The organism is Campylobacter sp. BCW_6468 (genome assembly GCF_001762865.1).
In the GTDB taxonomy this organism is placed as follows: Bacteria; Campylobacterota; Campylobacteria; order Campylobacterales; family Campylobacteraceae; genus Campylobacter_D; species Campylobacter_D jejuni.
This window is the reverse complement of the sequence record NZ_MJXQ01000010.1, coordinates 53,834-71,510: the sequence shown is the minus strand read 5'-3', so window position 1 is coordinate 71,510 and position 17,677 is coordinate 53,834. Positions and strand designations below refer to the sequence as shown.

The 17,677-nt window shown below is 31.8% G+C and carries 18 protein-coding genes and 1 pseudogene; 7 read left to right on the top strand and 12 right to left on the bottom strand.

Features of this window, described 5'->3' with window-relative positions; genetic code table 11:
- Positions 1-11: 11 nt before the first annotated feature.
- From flhG to aroQ, 4 genes are read right to left on the bottom strand one after another with little or no spacing between them, the layout of a single operon-like run.
- The gene (gene flhG / locus AJ889_RS00570; RefSeq protein ID WP_002851985.1) at positions 12-878 is read right to left on the bottom strand and encodes a flagella biosynthesis ATPase FlhG; all 867 of its coding nucleotides are present in this window, start codon (positions 876-878) and stop codon (positions 12-14) included.
- Positions 871-2,325, bottom strand: a complete 1,455-nt coding sequence (gene flhF / locus AJ889_RS00565; RefSeq protein WP_002851941.1) for a flagellar biosynthesis protein FlhF — start codon at positions 2,323-2,325, stop codon at positions 871-873. The genes flhG and flhF overlap by 8 nt, the downstream gene beginning before the upstream one ends.
- A 9-nt stretch (positions 2,326-2,334) precedes the next feature.
- Positions 2,335-2,808 carry a 2-amino-4-hydroxy-6-hydroxymethyldihydropteridine diphosphokinase gene (gene folK, locus AJ889_RS00560; RefSeq protein ID WP_002851803.1) on the bottom strand — a complete coding sequence of 158 codons (474 nt, stop codon included), beginning with the start codon at positions 2,806-2,808 and terminating at the stop codon, positions 2,335-2,337.
- Positions 2,809-2,810: 2 nt separating this feature from the next.
- The gene (aroQ, locus tag AJ889_RS00555) at positions 2,811-3,290 is read right to left on the bottom strand and encodes a type II 3-dehydroquinate dehydratase (RefSeq protein ID WP_002852001.1); all 480 of its coding nucleotides are present in this window, start codon (positions 3,288-3,290) and stop codon (positions 2,811-2,813) included.
- Positions 3,291-3,380: 90 nt separating this feature from the next.
- On the opposite strand from aroQ, the gene AJ889_RS00550 reads away from it, so the two are divergent.
- The 4 genes from AJ889_RS00550 to AJ889_RS09515 all read left to right on the top strand — a co-directional run bounded on the left by AJ889_RS00550 (position 3,381) and on the right by AJ889_RS09515 (position 6,739).
- Complete coding sequence (locus AJ889_RS00550) at positions 3,381-4,610, top strand: metal-dependent hydrolase (protein WP_002872318.1); 1,230 nt, start codon at positions 3,381-3,383, stop codon at positions 4,608-4,610.
- Complete coding sequence (sppA, locus tag AJ889_RS00545; protein ID WP_002859758.1) at positions 4,598-5,494, top strand: signal peptide peptidase SppA; 897 nt, start codon at positions 4,598-4,600, stop codon at positions 5,492-5,494. The genes AJ889_RS00550 and sppA overlap by 13 nt, the downstream gene beginning before the upstream one ends.
- Before the next feature lie 78 nt (positions 5,495-5,572).
- On the top strand, positions 5,573-6,604 hold the full coding sequence (locus AJ889_RS00540; protein WP_002860570.1) for a Cj0069 family protein: 1,032 nt from the start codon (positions 5,573-5,575) through the stop codon (positions 6,602-6,604).
- Positions 6,605-6,616: 12 nt separating this feature from the next.
- A complete protein-coding gene (locus AJ889_RS09515; RefSeq protein WP_002857769.1) occupies positions 6,617-6,739 on the top strand; it encodes a hypothetical protein in 123 nt (40 codons plus the stop codon).
- Positions 6,740-6,844: 105 nt separating this feature from the next.
- Here AJ889_RS09515 and AJ889_RS09510 read toward each other — a convergent pair.
- The 8 genes and pseudogenes from AJ889_RS09510 to cdtA form a co-directional block, all read right to left on the bottom strand.
- Positions 6,845-7,466: pseudogene (locus tag AJ889_RS09510) on the bottom strand (bacteriohemerythrin).
- 173 nt (positions 7,467-7,639) lie between these two features.
- Positions 7,640-8,296: a lactate utilization protein C gene (locus AJ889_RS00520; protein ID WP_002857772.1), complete on the bottom strand. Its 657-nt coding sequence runs from the start codon at positions 8,294-8,296 to the stop codon at positions 7,640-7,642.
- Positions 8,289-9,728, bottom strand: coding sequence for a LutB/LldF family L-lactate oxidation iron-sulfur protein (locus AJ889_RS00515; protein ID WP_070293185.1), 1,440 nt, complete (start codon positions 9,726-9,728; stop codon positions 8,289-8,291). The genes AJ889_RS00520 and AJ889_RS00515 overlap by 8 nt, the downstream gene beginning before the upstream one ends.
- Complete coding sequence (locus tag AJ889_RS00510) at positions 9,725-10,465, bottom strand: (Fe-S)-binding protein (protein ID WP_002859761.1); 741 nt, start codon at positions 10,463-10,465, stop codon at positions 9,725-9,727. Before AJ889_RS00510 ends, AJ889_RS00515 begins: the two co-directional genes overlap by 4 nt.
- Positions 10,466-10,584: 119 nt before the next feature.
- On the bottom strand, positions 10,585-12,267 hold the full coding sequence (locus tag AJ889_RS00505; protein WP_057041069.1) for an L-lactate permease: 1,683 nt from the start codon (positions 12,265-12,267) through the stop codon (positions 10,585-10,587).
- A gap of 171 nt (positions 12,268-12,438) precedes the next feature.
- Positions 12,439-13,008 (bottom strand): cytolethal distending toxin subunit Cj-CdtC, encoded by a 570-nt coding sequence (gene cdtC, locus AJ889_RS00500; protein WP_002851967.1) that lies wholly within the window; start codon positions 13,006-13,008, stop codon positions 12,439-12,441.
- A 10-nt stretch (positions 13,009-13,018) separates the two neighbouring features.
- Positions 13,019-13,816, bottom strand: a complete 798-nt coding sequence (gene cdtB, locus AJ889_RS00495; RefSeq protein ID WP_002851847.1) for a cytolethal distending toxin nuclease subunit Cj-CdtB — start codon at positions 13,814-13,816, stop codon at positions 13,019-13,021.
- A complete protein-coding gene (gene cdtA, locus AJ889_RS00490) occupies positions 13,813-14,619 on the bottom strand; it encodes a cytolethal distending toxin subunit Cj-CdtA (protein WP_002852021.1) in 807 nt (268 codons plus the stop codon). Before cdtA ends, cdtB begins: the two co-directional genes overlap by 4 nt.
- A gap of 112 nt (positions 14,620-14,731) precedes the next feature.
- Between cdtA and AJ889_RS00485 the strand changes: the two genes are divergently transcribed.
- From AJ889_RS00485 to cydB, 3 genes are read left to right on the top strand one after another with little or no spacing between them, the layout of a single operon-like run.
- A complete protein-coding gene (locus AJ889_RS00485) occupies positions 14,732-14,965 on the top strand; it encodes a DUF4492 domain-containing protein (RefSeq protein ID WP_002851632.1) in 234 nt (77 codons plus the stop codon).
- The gene (locus AJ889_RS00480; protein ID WP_002859765.1) at positions 14,966-16,528 is read left to right on the top strand and encodes a cytochrome ubiquinol oxidase subunit I; all 1,563 of its coding nucleotides are present in this window, start codon (positions 14,966-14,968) and stop codon (positions 16,526-16,528) included.
- On the top strand, positions 16,528-17,652 hold the full coding sequence (gene cydB, locus AJ889_RS00475) for a cytochrome d ubiquinol oxidase subunit II (RefSeq protein WP_002867829.1): 1,125 nt from the start codon (positions 16,528-16,530) through the stop codon (positions 17,650-17,652). The genes AJ889_RS00480 and cydB overlap by 1 nt, the downstream gene beginning before the upstream one ends.
- The last annotated feature ends 25 nt before the right edge of the window (positions 17,653-17,677 follow it).

The following is a 17,677-nucleotide window of genomic DNA, read 5'->3' as shown; positions in this document are numbered from 1 at the left end:
TCTCTTTATTGCTAAAATCTTTCAATAATTTTTCTAAAAAAACTTGAAAAACTACGATTTGAAACATTATCAAGCACTTTCCGTTCCAATCTATATAAAAGCTTGGAAGCTAGGGCTTTAATCTCATCACTTGAGGCTGTGTTTTCATCGCTAAATAAAGTTCTTTTTTTAATACTACCACTTACATCTTTAGAAGCGCTTAAATGACCTAAGAATTCTAAATTTAAAGGATTTTTAATGTTTGCATCTGCAACTTTTTTAATATTTTCAAAAACTTTTAAAGCTTCATTTTCATTTTTTACAACATTAAAGAGCATTAGTAAATTTTCTTTTGTCTTAGAAGTTGTTTTTATGGTTGCATACGCATCAGTGATTGCTGCAGGATCAGGAACAGTTACTACTATAACTTCATCAGCCATTTCTAAAAAATTTAAAATATTTCCACCAATACCCGCGCCTGTGTCGATAATAAGAAAATCAAGTTCATCTAAAATACTTGCTTGATTTAAAAATCTCTCGTAAATATTTTTATCATTATATTTTAAAATCTCATCTCCACTTTCGCCTGGGATGAGCCATAAATTTGGCTTAACTTCTATTAAAATGTCTTCCAAGGAGCATTCTCCGCGTAAAACATGCAAGAGATTTTTTTGTATGCGTACATTTAAAATGACATCCAAATTTGCCAAGCCAATATCAGCATCAAAAAGCCCAACTTTATAGCCATTATTTGCTAAAACATTGGCTAGATTCGCGCTAATCGTACTTTTTCCAACGCCACCTTTTCCACTTGTAATAGCTATAAAATGAGTGTTTTGGGATTTTTTGGTTCCATTTTGACTCATGAGATTGCGAAGTTTATTTGCTTGGTTATTCATTATTTTTTCCTTTGTTAAACCCTTCTAAAATACAATGAACTAGAAAATCACTATTGGCTACTTCTAAATCATCTGGCACTTCTTGTCCTATAGAGAAAAAGCTTAGAGGAATATTTGTTTCATAAACAAGAGAGAAGATATTTCCAAAAACCTTTGTTTCATCAAATTTAGTAATAATCAAAGTATCAATATTTAAGAATGAAAAATTTTTATAAATTTCCATTAAATCTTCATGTTTGGTGTTTGCAGAAACCACTAAATTTACATCAATTTCTGCATTTGAGTGCATTAAAAATTCTTTAGTTTTAGCAAGTTTGCTTTGATCGTATTGTGAATTTCCTATAGTATCAACTAAAATTACTTCGCAATTATTTAAGCTTTTTATCGCTTCATCTAAATCCTTTGGTTCTATGCTATCAATAATAGGAAGTTTCATCATTTTTGCATACTGAAAAAGTTGCTCAACTGCACCGATTCTATAAGTATCAAGCGTAATAATACCTGTTTTATAACGCTTATCTCCATAAGCATAGCGAAAAGCTAACTTAGCTAAGGTTGTTGTTTTTCCGACTCCTGTTGGGCCTACTAGCATCATGATTTTTTGTTTTTTTATATCGCTTTCAACACGACAAGGCAAGATATTTCTTAAAAGTGAGTGAAAATATCTTTGAACCGCATCTTTGTTGGTTTTCATAGCAGCTGGCATATTTTCTATAGTTGCTTTCATAATCGCTTCTAGATGATTTTCAAGCATTCCACTTTCTTTGGCTTGTTTATAAATACTTGCAAATTCAGGAGGTATCATAAGATTTTTTCTAGCTTCAGCTTTATCGTCCCACATCATATCTGCAAGAAGATCTATTTTATCATTAAGCTTGTTGATTTGTTTTTCAAATTGCTTTTCAAAATTTTCTATTTTTTTATTATAATTTGGATTAGGGGTGTAATTTTCTAAAGGTGTGTTTGTGACTTTAGAAATTTCATTGCTAACTTCACTTAGTTTTTCTTTGAAATCATCAAAGCCTAGAGTCTTATTTTGATGAGGGTTGATTTTGTTTTGTGGAAAATCTTGATAGGTTTTTTTAGCTAAGTCATTGTTTTTTACAGTGTTTAAATTTGTATTTAAGCGAGTGTTTGAGAAATCCAAGACTACATCTTCATCTTCTTGAGGGATTTGAGATCTAATTTTTTCTTCTGCAAGAGAGGTAGAGGATGGTTTTGGCGAGCTTTTTTTTGCAGGTAAAGATTTTCCTTGTTTTTTTAAGTGTTCTTCATAGTCGCTTTCTTCTATGGCTACCATAACCTCATAAAGCGCACTGCGATTTAAGGTTTTAGGACGAATTTGTTTATTTGTTATAATTAAAGCTTTATCTCCGTAATCTTCTTTTACTTTGGGTATAATTTGTTCTGTATCTTCAACGGTAAAAGTATGTATAAGTTGTCCCATTTATATTCCTTATATCATGCCTAAAGGCAAAATTACACTCACTCTTTCTTTAGCCCCTTTATGAGGCACCTCACACCACTTATCACGCTTGACTTTTTGTGAAAAGTATAAAAGATCTAAATCAAGCGTTCTAGGAGCGTTTTTGAAAGTTCTCTTGCGTTTAAATTTTACTTCATAGTAAAGTAAAACTTTCAAAAGTGCTCGTGCATGCAAATTAGTTTGTATCAACATAACAGCATTGGTAAAATCTTTTTGCTCTTTAAAACCAAAGGCTTCATTTATCAACATAGGAGATGTGGATAAAATTTTAAATCTTTTATCATCCATCATTACTCGAAAAAGCATATCAAATCTTTTTTTTTCGGGCTCTATATTGCTTCCTAAGCCTATAAGAGCTAAATATTTAAAAGATCGTATATTTTGACTAAAAAAAGGAAAAAAACGACTTTTTTCAAAGTGTTTTACTCCTTGAATTTTTAGCATTATTATTTATTCGTTTGTTGTGCTTGTTGCATTGCGCGCAAATTTTTTATTTGTTCGCAAATTTGAATTATACCCATTAAAGCCAAGTGATAGCCAAAAGGACCAAAACCAACAATAGTTCCAGAACATACAGGCGCTATAAGACTTTTTTGACGAAATTCTTCTCTGCGATAAACATTGCTAATATGTACTTCAATTGTAGGCAAAGCTACTGCTGCAATAGCATCGCGAATAGCTACTGAAGTATGAGTATAGCCTGCTGCATTGATAATAATTCCATCAACTGTTCCAAGGCATTCTTGAATTTTATCTACGATTTCACCTTCAAAATTACTTTGGAAAAAGTCAAGTTCTACATTATTTTGCGATGCTGCAAGTTTCATTTGCTCGTGAATTTCTTCCATTTTCATAGCACCATAAATTCCCACTTCTCTTACGCCAAGCATATTAACATTTGGGCCTTGGATAATCATTATTTTCATGGATTTAACCTTAAAAATTTATTTTTAACCTTTTATTATAACATTTTAAAAATAAATTTTTGCTACAATGTAATTTTTGAAAGGAAAATCGTGTTTATAGTTGCTGCAAGATATCTTTTTTTATGCGATGAAGATTTTACAATACTAGAAAATCAAGCCTTTGTTTTTGAAGATAAAATTTTAGAATTGGGTGAATTGGATAATTTAAAAAAAAAATATCCTAAGGCTAAAATCATCAAAACACCTAAAAATTCGGTTATTTTACCTGCTTTTATAAATCCTCACACACACTTAGAATTTAGTGCAAATTCAACAACTTTACATTTTGGAGAATTTTTAATTTGGCTTAAAAGTGTTATAAATTCTCGTTCCATATTAAATGCACAGGCCAAAGAAGAATTAATACTTCAAAGCATTAAAAAAATGCAAAAAAGTGGTATAGGCACTATAGGTGAAATTTCAAGTTTTGGGAGTGATTTAGATCCTTGCTTAAAGGCTAGTCACAAGGGTATGCGTATAGTATTTTTTAATGAAATTTTGGGTACAAATGAAAATCAAGTTGAAGATAAAAAACAAGAATTTTTAAAAAGATTTGAAAATTCTTTGAAATTTAAAAATGATTTTTTTATCCCGGCAATTTCGATTCATTCTCCTTATTCAACTCATCCTAGTTTGGCTCATTTTGCTCTTGATTTAGCTAAAAAGCAAAATTTACTAGCTAGTACGCATTTTTTAGAAAGTAAGGCTGAAAATATCTGGCTTAGAGAGTCTAAAGGGGGTTTTAAAAAATGGCTTGAAAATTTCACACTTCATCCTAAGCCTCTTTATACACCAAAGGATTTTGTTAAACTTTTTAAAGGAGTAAGGACTCTTTTTACGCATTGTGTTTATCTAAAAGAATATGAATGGTTAGATAAAAATTTACATTCTATTACACATTGTGCATTTTCAAATCGCCTTTTAAGTCAAAAAAGCTTAGATTTAAAAACGGCTTTAAAAAGTGGATTAAATATCCATTTAGGAACCGATGGACTTAGCTCAAATATTTCATTGTCCTTACTTGATGAAATGCGCGCGAATTTGCTTATACATAAGAATTTTGATTTATTAGAGTTAGCCTCTAAGCTTTTGCAAATGGTAACACTTTATCCTGCAAGGGCTTTAAATTTAAATTTAGGAGAGCTTAAAAAAGGTAAAATTGCTGATTTTAGCGTATTTGAGCTAGGAGAATGTGATAAAAAGCAAGCTCCTTTGCAGTTTATTTTAAATGCTAAGGAAGTGGATAAATTATTTATAAAAGGAAAAGAATGCAAATTTTAAAATCATTTTTTAAGGCTTTAGGATGCGGTATAAAATTTATCAATACTTATTTTAAAACCTTTGTTTTATTGTTGATTGTTATATGGATTTTAATGCCTAGTGCAAATTCAAGCTCCAATCTTGCAAATTTAGAACGCATTGATTTAAAGGGTGAAATTTTTGACAGCTCTGCGGTTTTGGAAAAAATTATCAATGCTAAAAATGATAGCAATATTAAAGGAGTGCTTTTTGTTATAGACTCTCCTGGTGGAGCTTTTGCTCCTAGTATGGAACTAGCTCTAGCTATAAAGGATTTAAAAATTAAAAAGCCTGTGCTTGTTTATGCAAGCGGAACTATGGCAAGCGGAAGTTATTTAGCAGGAGTTGGAGCTAATAAAATTTTAGCCAATCCAGCAAGTTTTATAGGCTCTATCGGTGTGATTATGCAAGGAGCTGATTTAAGCGGATTGGCTAATAAACTCGGTATTAAAGAACAAACTATTCAAGCGGGTGAATTTAAAAGTGCTGGAACTTTTGCAAGAGCTTGGAATGAGAATGAAAGAAATTTTTTACAGGGTTTAATTGATCAAAGTTATGATCTTTTTACAGGTTTTGTTGCCAAGGAAAGAGCATTAGATCTTAATAAAAAAGATCAATGGGCAAATGCAAGAGTGTTTTTAGCTGCCAAGGCTAAGGAGCTTGGTCTTATAGATGAGCTTAGTAATTATGAAAATGCTAAAAAGGAGCTTGAAAAACTTGCTAATGTTTCAAATCCTGTTTGGAAAGAAGAAGATAAGATTGATAAATTTCTTAACCGCCTAGAAGGACAAACATCAAGCTTGATAAGTAAAAGCTTAATCGAAATCGCTTATAAAACTAATAGCAGTTTTATAAACGCTAGATAAAATATATAAATATTTTTATTTAATTTTTGTAATATTTTTATGCAATAATTATTTATATCTTAGATAAGGAGTAAAATAATGAAAAAAAATATTGTTTTTTTCGAAGTTAAAGGTGGGAGTGATAAAGGTGAAGATGGCTATAGAAAAGATACCATGCCTATGGTAAATGCCTTAAAAGCTAAGGGTTGGAATGCTGAGGTGATTTTTTTTGAAGTGGGTAAAAAAGATGAAATTTACAAATATGTGAAAGAAAATTTTGATGGTTATGTTTCTCGCATCAATCCTGGCAATCTTAAAGAAGAAAATGAGTATTTTGATATGTTAAGAAAACTTTATGCCGATAAGCTTGTAGGCATGCCTCATCCTGATGCTATGATAGGTTATGGCGCTAAAGATGCACTTACAAAATTAGCAGATACTGATCTTGTTCCAAGCGATACTTATGCTTACTATGATATTAAGACTTTTAAAGAAAATTTTCCAAAAAGTTTGGCTAAAGGTGAAAGGGTTTTAAAACAAAATCGTGGCTCTACAGGAGAGGGAATTTGGCGTGTGAGTGTAGAGGGTAATGTTAGTGGAGATAGTTTGCCTTTAAACACAAAAATCAAATGTACAGAAGCTAAGGATAATCATGTAGAACATAGAGAGCTTGGGGAATTTATGGATTTTTGCGAGCAATATATCATAGGTGATAATGGTATGCTTGTGGATATGACTTTTTTACCGCGCATTAAAGAAGGTGAAATCAGACTTTTAATGCTTTATAACACCCCTGTAAATGTAGTGCATAAAAAACCAGCCGAAGATGCTGATGCTTTTTCTGCTACGCTTTTTAGTGGGGCAAAATATCGCTATGATAAGCCAGAAGATTGGAAAACTTTGGTGGATATGTTTTTAGGCGAGCTTCCTAAGGTAAGGGAAAAATTAGGCAATTACGACTTACCATTGATTTGGACGGCTGATTTTATTTTAGATACTGATGAAAAGGGCAATGATAAATATGTTTTAGGCGAGATTAATTGTTCTTGTGTAGGTTTTACTTCTCATTTAGAACTTGCTGATGAAGTAGCTTCAAATATTATTAATATTGTAAGTAAAACTAAGGCTTAGTCTTTAAGCTTAATGTCCATTTTATTATTGCAAAATGGACATTCTTTTTCTATTGTTTTTAAGTTTGAGCTATATTCTATCGAGAAAAAATTTTCACAAAATGAGCATTTTGTATCTTTGGTTAGCATAGGATAGGAATAGTCAAATTTATCCAAAATAAAATATTTTATTTTTTATCCTTAAATTTCCTTCTTTGTCTAACTTATACTTTATTTATTATTTTAACGCATAAATAGTTAATTAGAAATTTTCTGAATATTTTTTATAAAACTGTATGGCTTCTTTGCATTTTTTACATTTAAATTTTACGCCCTTAAGTTGAATTTTTTGATGAATTTCAAATGGTACATCATGCATTTGTTCTACGCATTCGCATGTATAAAGATAAACTGTATTTTCATCATCTTTTTCTTCTTTGACTTCTTCAAAGCTTACTTCCCCATCATCTTCAGAAGTTAAAGAAGATCTTCTGTATTGTTCAACTTTCACATCTTTATAGAGTATATGTTCTAAAAGCCATTTTTTAGAAACTGTGTAAAGCTTCTCTTTTAAATCATTAGTGGTTTTTATGTTTTGTATAAGATAAGACATATCACGAATGATATTTTATGCATGATTTTGTGTTCATTTAAATAAGGATAATGAATTTCTTGCATATAATCTTCTTCATTACTAAAATGTTCTTTCATATAGTTAAAAAGTTCTGTTAAAATTTCTTTGAGTTCTTCTCGTTTTACAAATTTATAAACAGCACTTTCAACCTTGCTTGCAAGTTCACAAAGTTTTTGGTGTTGAATGTCAATCATTGTGTCATGAATACTGTATTTTCATTCCAAGTTGGAATTAGTTTATCTAAAAGCACCTTCTTTAATTTTTGTATTTAAAAATTAATTTAATATATTTGAGTGAAATATTACATAATATTTTATTAAAATATTATTAATTAGAAATTATTTATTTTATTTATATTTGTATAATATAAAAAATATATATAATTAATATTAAAAATTAAGACTTACTGATTCTAGTATAGAATCAGTAAATAATAATATGTGCAATTTGTGGCCCATGAACACCAAAAACAGTGATAAGTTCTATATCTGCCGTTCTTGAAGGCCCTGCTATAAATAAGATATTAGTAGGTAAAATTTCATTTTCTTTTTTTACTAAATTTAAAGCTTCGCTAAGACTTTTAACAACATTTTCTTTTTTAAGCAATACTATGCAAAGTTTAGGTGCAAGGCTTAGCATTCTAGGTTGGGTTTTACTTGAAGGTATAAGTGCAACTCCGTGAGAGCTTACCCCTGCTCTTGCGTGAATGATGGAAAAATCACTATGAAAAACTTCAGATCTTAAATTTTCGATTTCTTTATCAAAGCAAATCTTTTTTTCTGCTTTGATTTGTTCTAAATTTAAATTTAAATCCGCTCCATAAATCATACTTTTAAAGCCATATTTTGCGACAATTTCATTGATTTTTTCTTCTAAGGTATCTTTTGTAGCATTTTCAACGATGTATTTGTTATCGCTCATTTTTTGCTTCATTTCTGTAAGCATATCTTGGGTTGTCTGGATATGTTCTACAGGATCTATACTTTCAATGCGTGTGAAAGTTGTTTCTTTGTAAGCTTTTTTAAGATGTTCTAAAATATTTGCTTTGCTTTTGCTTGAAATTTCATCGATTTTACTCATAGCTTACTCCTTCTAGTTTTTGCACTTCTTTATAAAGATCCATTTTAATTTGAGGTAATTCTTTAAAAGCGTACCATTTTTTAATCACAGGCAAAATGCTTGCGAAATTTTGTACCGTCCAGTTGAAATAATGTGCTTTTGAAAGTGAAAAACGCCATTTATCGCCATTGGTTGCGATATTTTTAAATTGTTTAAAAGCAAAGGCTTCTAGGGCATTGTGATGAACATTATTTGCTCCTAAAGGTGGATTTTTACCTTGTCCTATTTTATCACATCTTAATTTGCGAATAAGATCAGCCAAAGGAATTTGGACTGGACAAACTTCAGAACAACGCCCACAAAGTGAACAGAAATTCAAAATATCTCCTGTATGATCTATACCAAAAATATTAGGACTGATTACTTCTCCTATAGGTCCTGGATAAGTGGTTTGATAAGCATGTCCGCCGATTTGATCATAAACAGGGCAAAAATTCATACAAGCCCCGCATCGAATACAACGCAAAGCCTCATAATAATCCTTATGAGCTAACATTTTAGAGCGATTGTGATCAAATAAAATCACATGTACTTCTTTAGGACCATCTAAATCTCCATTTTTTCTAGGGCCTGTAATGATATTGTTATAAGTTGGTATAAATTGTCCTGTGGCTGAAGGAGTAAGTAAAGAAACCATAGTAGCCGCATCTTCAAAGCTTTCCATGACTTTTTCTATACCACAAAGTGCGATATGAATATCAGGTGCTGTAGTGCACATTCTACCATTTCCTTCATTTTCTATAAGCCAAAAAGCTCCTTCTCTTGACATGGCAAAATTGACCCCACTAAGTCCAAGTTTTAAGCCTTCAAAATCTTTTCTTAAATGCTCTCTAGCCACCGCATTTAAACTTTCGGGTTCATCGTTTTCTAAATTTGCTCCTAATTTTTCTTTGAAAATTTCTCCGATTTCATGGCGGTTTCTATGTATGGCAGGTACAACTATGTGTAAAGGGGGTTCTTCATTAAGCTGTAAAATAAGCTCTCCAAGATCGGTTTCTATAGCTTTTAAACCTTTTTTTTCTAGGTAGTGATTTAGGCCTATTTCTTCACTTGCCATAGACTTGCCTTTTAAAAGCTTGGTGATATTTTTTTCTTTCATGATTTCATAGACGATTTCACAGGCATCTTCATCACTACTTGCCCAATGCACTTTAATGCCATTTTTTGTAGCATTTTTTTCAAATTCTAAAAGCCTTTCTTCTAAACTCATTAAGGCATTGTTTTTAGCTTGTTTAGCTTTAGATCTTAAACCCTGCCAGTCTTTAAATCTAGCATCAATAACATTGAGTCTATTTTTTTGTAAAGTATGCATGGCAGTCATTAAATTTTCTTGCATTTGTTTGTCATTGAGTTTAATTTGAACGATTTGTTCGTGAGGAATTTTTTGACTCATAGTCTTTCTCCTTCTAAGCGTTTAAGTAAAAAGTCATATAAATGTATGCCTTTTATATCTAAACCCATTCTTTTCATTGTACCATCTATATTTAAAAGACAACCTCCATCGCCACTGATGAGATATTTTGCACCGCTATTTTGTATATCTTTAATTTTACTTCTTACCATAGCATTTGAAATTTCAGGCTCTTTTACTGAAAAAGTTCCGCCAAAACCACAACATTCTTCTTCGTATTGAAGTTCTACTAATTCTACGTTTTTTAGTTTTTTGATAAGATTCTTGCTTGCTTGTATGCTTTTTTGCACTCTTAAAGCATGGCAATTAGAATGCCAAGTTACTTTTATAGGTGCACCTTTATCTTCATAATCTACTTTTAAAACTTCATCAAGGTATTGTGAAAGTTCTATAACCCTAGAGCTAAAATCTTTGACTTTAGAAAATTCAGGTCTGTTTTTAAAAAGTTCTTTATAGTCATGACTCATCATACCCGCACAAGAACCACTTGGCACAACGATGGGATAATCTTTATCAAATAAATCTACATTATATAAAGCAATCTCACGACTTTCATCGAAATAACCTGAGTTAAAAGAAGGTTGAGCACAACAGGTTTGATTTTTTTTAAAAATCACTTCAATACCTTCACGCCTTAAAAGTTTTATTGCATTTAAAACGCTTTGTTGCATAGCAGCAGTTCCTAAGCATGTGGCGTAAAAATACACCTTTTTCATCATCTCTCCTTTTGGGATAATTTAGGATAAATATTCTAATCCTGTAAAAATAAAAGCAAAGTAAAATTTCCAACAAATATTCTAAAAATGAATATTTGTTGAAATAAAACTTAAATTTTTAATTATTTCACTATAACTTCAGGGATGATTCCTTGTAAGAAAAAAGCTATAATGCAAGTCCAAATTCCTATTAAAACAATAAAAGCTACAGAATATTTTAATGTGAATTTGAAAAGATCAGATTCTTTTCCCACAAGTCCAACCGCTGCACAAGCTATAGCAATGCTTTGTGGACTGATCATCTTTCCAACAACCCCACCTACTGAATTAGCTGCTAAAAATAAAGCTTCGCTAATACCTAGTTTTTGAGCGCTTACTTGTTGCAAGGTTCCAAAAAGTAAATTAGCACTTGTATCAGAGCCTGTTAAAAATACCCCTATCCAGCCAATGATTGGTGAAAAGAAAGAAAAAACATCACCTGTGTGTGCAAAAGCAAGTCCTAAAGTAGTGCTCATACCACTATTTTTAGAGATAAAAGCAAAGGCCACAACCAAACCTATGGTGATACAAGGTATAGCCATTTCTTTTAAGGTAACCCAAAAGCATTCTGCAGCATCTTCGGCTTTGATTTTTAAAATAGCTATAGTTAGAAAAGCGGCAAGTAAAATCGCTGTTCCTGCTTGAGCTACGGTTTTTCCATTGATTAAATCTACACCCAAGGCCAAAGATAAAGGCTTAGCTTCTCCTATGCCTGTGATAGAAGGGCTTAAAATTCCAGTTGTGATATTGCTAAATTGTAAAGTAATACTTGTATAGCTTAAAATTCCGTCCTTGTCAAAGAGGGCTTTAAACCAAGGTTGTGTCCAAATGATAATACAAACAATGAGTAAAATAAAAGGTGACCAAGCTTTTAAAATTTGATTAAAACTTAAGGTGTTATCTTGAGTGAAATTGCTTTCATTGTCAAATCTAAAAATATTTTTTGGTTTCCAAAATTTCAAAAATACAGTCGTAACTGCTAAAGAAACCACAGCTGAAATAATATCAGGTAATTCCGCTCCTAGGTGATTTGAGCTTAAAAATTGAGTAGTTGTAAAACTTAGCGCCGCAACTAAAATAGCTGGAAAAGTTTCTTTAATACCTTTAAATCCATCCATTAAAAAAACTATGAAAAAAGGTATAGTAAGGCTTAAAGGAACTAGCATTCTACCTACCATGGCAGAAACTGAATGCTGTTCTATGCCGACAAGATTTGCCATAGCAATAATAGGAATTCCCACCGCACCAAAAGCAACAGGAGCGGTATTTGCGATAAGACAAAGCCCTGCAGCTTGTAAAGGACGCAAGCCAAGTCCTACTAAAAGTGCAGCGGTTATAGCCACAGGGCCACCAAAACCTATAGCACCCTCTAAAAATGAACCAAAACAAAAACCTATTAAAATCACTTGAATTCTATGATCTGGAGTAATGCTCATCACGCTTTTTTTAATGATTTCAAAAGAACCTGACTTGATAGAAAGTTTGTAAAGAAAGATTGCCGCGATGATAATCCAAGCTATAGGCCACATACCATTTGTAAAGCCTTGAATAAAACTTGCACCCACTAAATTCCAAGGCATTTTATAGGCAAATAAAGCTACTAAAGTAGCAAGTATAACAGTTAAAAAACCTGCTTGATAGCCTTTAAGTTTTAAAACAACCAAACAAACTAAAAAACATAGTATAGGTAAAAATGCCACTAAAGCACTTAGCCAAATGTTTGAAAAAGGGTCATAAATTTGTTGCCATGTTAAAATTTGTTCCAATTTTTCCTCCTTGATAATTATTATGTATAAATTTATTGTAACAAAAAATTAAATTAAAATAAAAGAATTATAGAGTAAGGTAAATTACATTGTATTATTATTAATTATTTTGTGTATTTTAGTAATATCATAAATATTAAATAAATATAAAAATAGAACAAGATAAAAATCTTATTCTAAAGGGGTAGCAGCTGTTAAAGGTGGGGTTATAATCATTAGTTCATTTACTTCAGCAAAAAAAATAGGATCTAGGGTGCAAGGGGCTATTCCAAAGCGTTTTTGTATAGGAATATTTGGATTAAAAAAAGTTACTATACATTCATCAGATTCCAAAACTAAAGAACGAATTTGCACAGCTGAAGTTGTTGTTGGCATTATAGAAAATACAGTTTCTAATTTACCATCTTTTAGATCATCTTGACAAGATTTTGCTCCAAAGGTTCCATCTTCTAAGATGGCTAAACAAAGATCGCTTTCTTTTGGATTTGTAAATTGCACATAACCAAAAGGAAGTTCATCAGCTAATTTATCTTTTTGTTTTAACTCATCGCTTAAAACAATTTCTTTAATATTCCAATTTTGATCAATAGGATCTTTTGAGGTATCCCTAAAGGCGCTTAAAAAAATTCCCGTTTCTAAGCTTCTTATAGAAACCATTTCGGTAAAATCTTTCAAATCTCCAGTAGGAGTTGCAAAGGCTAAAGTTATAAACATAAAAAACAAAGTAATAATTTTTTTCATATTAAATGTCCTAAAATTTTCTAAAATTTACTGGAAAATGATCTGAAACTATATGAGATCTTAAACTTGCAAGCATTAAAATTGCAGCTAAAAGCGGTGGAGTATAGGTTTGTTGTCTATTTGAATTTCCTGTAATTGCATAATCAAGAGTCCCTCCGCTTGCTTGAGTTGCGCTAGTTGGAAAAACCACTCTAATTCTATTTGCTAATTCTCTATCCACTGTACTTGTTATAGTAGAAGGATCACGGTTAAAATCCCCTGCTATCATCCAGTTAACTTGAGGCATATTTGCAAAATGTGCATCTACAGCTGTGATAATTGCTCCTACATCTGTTCCTCCATTAGCTAAAGCATGGATATTGAAAAAAGCATCATTTCCATTGCGAATTCCTATAATGGGTCTTGAAACTGTAGTAGGTGGAGGTAAAACAATCACTTCTTCAGCTTGCATTCTTGAAACTATAGCTAAATTTACACGATTAGCTCCTACATCAACGCGAGAATAATAAATAAAAACCCTATCAGGCCTTGAAAGAGTTCCTAAATTCCACTCATATTCATCAATAGGTGTTCCACCTTGTTGCACATGGCGTCCTGTTGGAGTGGCTGTTCTTGGTAAAGTTCCTGCTTCTTGTATCATTAAGATATCTAAGGGGTTTGCTCCACTTACAAGTTGTCTTACGCTAACACTCCATTTGCTTTCTGTGGCTGCGGATGAGCCTTGCAAATTCCAAGTGCCAACATTAAAATTTTCTAAATTTGCAAAAGCAAGGTTAAAAGATAAAAATAAACATATAATTTTTTTCATCGTACCTCTCCTTGGCGATATAAAGGTTTTGCGGTAAAAGGCGGAGTAGTTAAAAACCATTGTTGATCAAAATTATCTTTTTTTGCACACTCTACGGTAAAAATTTTAAAAACCTTGTGAAAATCACCATAAAGATTTGTAATAGGTGCTTGTATGCATTTTCCATTTCCTAAATTTTTAATTTGAACCGCTGTATTGCTCATAGGGATAAGTTTCCACATTTGTGCGTGATTGCTTGCATCGCAAGGATAATGGACAATTCCATTACCATAAGCATTAAGACAAGTATTGGTTTTGGCATTTTTAATCATTGCAAAATCATTAGGATAAAGCAAAAGTTGCCAAACTCTAGCATCGCCAAATCCTTTGCTATCGATTAAAGTATAGCCCCAAATCCAATTTCCTTGTGCTAAAGCCCAAACCGTTAAAGCTGCTCCGCTAGGGCCTAAAATGGTTAAAAAATCAGAAACCGCAGGGCGATTTTCAAAAATTAAAACATCATTAAAAGCTTCGTCTTTAAAGCGAGGATTGATCCCATTTGCTGCATTATTGTTGGCACTATTGCTTGTTCTAGTTAAAGGTGGGGTAATAGGAGTAATAGGTACTAAATCAGCACCGCTAATTAAACTTGGAATTTCTTGATTGGTAGGAAAAGTAGGTTCAAGTCCTAGTTTTAAAGGATCAGTATCTTCAAATTCTCCAAATGAACGCCCCAAAGGATTTACATTTTCAAATTTAGAAGAACATGCATAAAGAAAAAAAGTCATAAAACAACATAAAATAAAAACTATAATTTTTTGCATTAAAAACCTTGATATGTATTTAAATTTTTAAGAAAATAATAACATAAATTTCATTATAATTTTCCGCTTTTTAAAAATGTTTTATTTTGTTGTTTTTAAAGGTAGAATTTACATGTATCTTAAACACTTATATTTTAGCATCTCTCAAATTTTTAATTTTTACAAAGAAGGTTTTAAAAATTTAACTCTTGGAAAGACCCTTTGGAAAATTATTTTTATCAAACTTTTTGTTATGTTTGTGATTTTAAAACTTTTTGTTTTTGATGTAAATTTTAATTCTATTTTTAAAAGCGACAAAGAAAAAAGCACTTTTGTACTCAAAAATCTTACACTCGAAGGAAAATAAATGAACGAACTTAGTAGCGTTGATTGGTCAAGAGCGCAGTTTGCTTTAACTGCACTTTATCATTTTTTGTTTGTGCCTTTAACCTTAGGCTTGTCTTTTATGATCGCTATCATGGAAACCATCTATGTAAAAACTAAAAATGAAAGATGGAAAAAAATCACCAAATTTTGGCTTTCATTATTTGCTATAAATTTTGCTATCGGTGTAGCTACAGGCATTATAATGGAATTTGAATTTGGAACAAACTGGGCAAATTATAGCTGGTTTGTGGGTGATATTTTTGGTGCACCTTTGGCGGTTGAAGGTATTATGGCATTTTTTTTAGAGGCTACTTTTTTTGCAGTTATGTTTTTTGGCTGGGATAAAGTAAGCAAGGGTTTTCACTTACTTTCAACTTGGTGTGTGGCTATAGGAAGTAATCTTTCTGCTTTTTGGATTTTAGTGGCAAATGGTTGGATGCAATATCCTGTAGGAATGAGCTTTAACCCTGACACAGCAAGAAATGAAATGCAAAGCTTTTTTGAAGTAGCACTTTCTCCTGTAGCTATTTCAAAATTTTTACATACCATAGGCAGTGGTTATGTGATTTCAGCTTTATTTGTAATGGGAATTTCAGCTTGGTTTATGTTAAAAGGACGCCATATTATCGAGGCTAAAAAAAGCTTAGTTGTAGGAGCTAGTTTTGGTTTGGTTTGTTCAATCTTTTTGTTTTTCAGCGGAGATGAAAGCGCTTACCGTGTAACTCAAACTCAACCTATGAAACTTGCAGCTATGGAAGGGGTTTATCAAGGTGAACATCGTGCAGGACTTGTACCTTTTGGAATTTTAAATCCTAAAAAAACCATAGATAATAACGAAAGTGTGTTTTTATTTGACATTACTATACCTTACGCTCTTTCTATATTAGGAAACCGTGATCCAAATTCTTTTGTTCCAGGAATTGAAGATTTGATCTATGGAAATGAAAGCAAAGGTATAGAACCTATGCAAAATCGTATCGATAGAGGAAAAATCGCTATACAAGCTCTAAAAGACTATAAACTTGCTAAAGAAAACAATGATACAATAGCTATGGCAAATCACAAATCCATTTTAGAAACTCATTTTAAAGATTTTGGTTATGGATATTTAGAAAAACCAAGCGATACTATTCCACCTGTGGCTTTAACTTTTTATAGCTTTCATATCATGGTTGCTTTAGGAAGTTTTTTCTTTTTACTTTTCATCGTTACGCTTTATCTTACCATGGCAAATGATATTGAGAAATTTAGAAAAGTACTTTGGGTGTGTTTGTTATCCATTCCATTGGGTTATATTGCCGCTGAAGCAGGTTGGATTGTTGCTGAAGTAGGCAGACAACCTTGGGCAATTCAAGACTTGCTTCCTGTACATATCGCAGCAACACAACTTGGAAAAGTCAATGTTCAAATTTCATTTTGGATTTTTGCAGTACTTTTTACAGCCTTATTGATTGCAGAAGTTAAAATCATGCTTACTCAGATTAAAAAAGGTTTTGACGCACATGCAGGACATACTCCACTTATGGGCAAAGGAGAAAAATAATGTTTTTTGGTTTAGAACTTGAAGGTTTGCAAATTTATTGGTGGTTGATTTTAAGTTTACTCGGCGGACTTTTGGTTTTTATGTTTTTTGTCCAAGGTGGACAGACTTTAATCGATGAGCTTAGCAAGGATGAGCTTGAAAAAACCATGCTAGTCAATTCTTTAGGGCGTAAATGGGAGCTTGGTTTTACAACTCTCGTACTTTTTGGTGGAGCAGCTTTTGCGGCTTTTCCACTTTTTTATAGTACAAGTTTTGGCGGTGCTTATTGGGCTTGGCTTTGTATTTTATTTTGTTTTATCTTGCAAGCTGTAGCTTATGAATATCGCAAAAAAGAAAATAATGTTTATGGCTCTAAAACCTATGAAATTTTTCTTAAAATCAATGGCTATTTAGGTGTGTTTTTAATCGGAGTTGCGGTAAGTAGCTTTTTTAGCGGCTCTGAATTTATCTTAAATGAGCATAATTTTGTTTCTTGGCAAAATCCTTTGCATGGCTTAGAACTTTTACTTAATCCTTTTAATTATCTCTTAGGCTTAGCTTTAGTATTTTTAGCAAGGCTTTTAGGTGCAGCGTATTTTATGAACAATATCAATGATGAGAATATCAAAATAAGAGCTATGAAAAAACTCATGGTCAATAGCATTTTATTTTTACCTTTTTTCTTAGGTTTTTTAGTGTGGATTTTCTTAAAAGATGGTTTTAGTGTAGATGCAAATGGAGTTGTAAGCATGAGTGCGAATTTGTATTTATATAATTTCTTAAATCAAATGATTTTTGCTATCTTGCTTGTTGTTGGTGTGATTTTAGTGCTTTTAGGTATGGTTCAAGGAGCAAAAGGTTGCTCTAAAGCTATTTTTACCCTAGGACTTGGAACGGTTTTAACAGTTTTTGCTTTATTATCAAGCATTGGTTTAGGTCAAAGTGCTTTTTACCCATCTTTAAGTGATTTGCAAAGTTCTTTAACTTTAAAAAATGCAAGTTCAAGCTATTATACTCTAAGCGTCATGGCTTATGTGTCTTTACTTGTACCTTTTGTTTTAGCTTATATTATCTATGTCTGGAATGCAATGGATAAAGTAAAAATCACACGCGAAGAAATCGCAAACGATGATCACGCATATTAAGGAGAAAAAATGTTACATGCTTTGT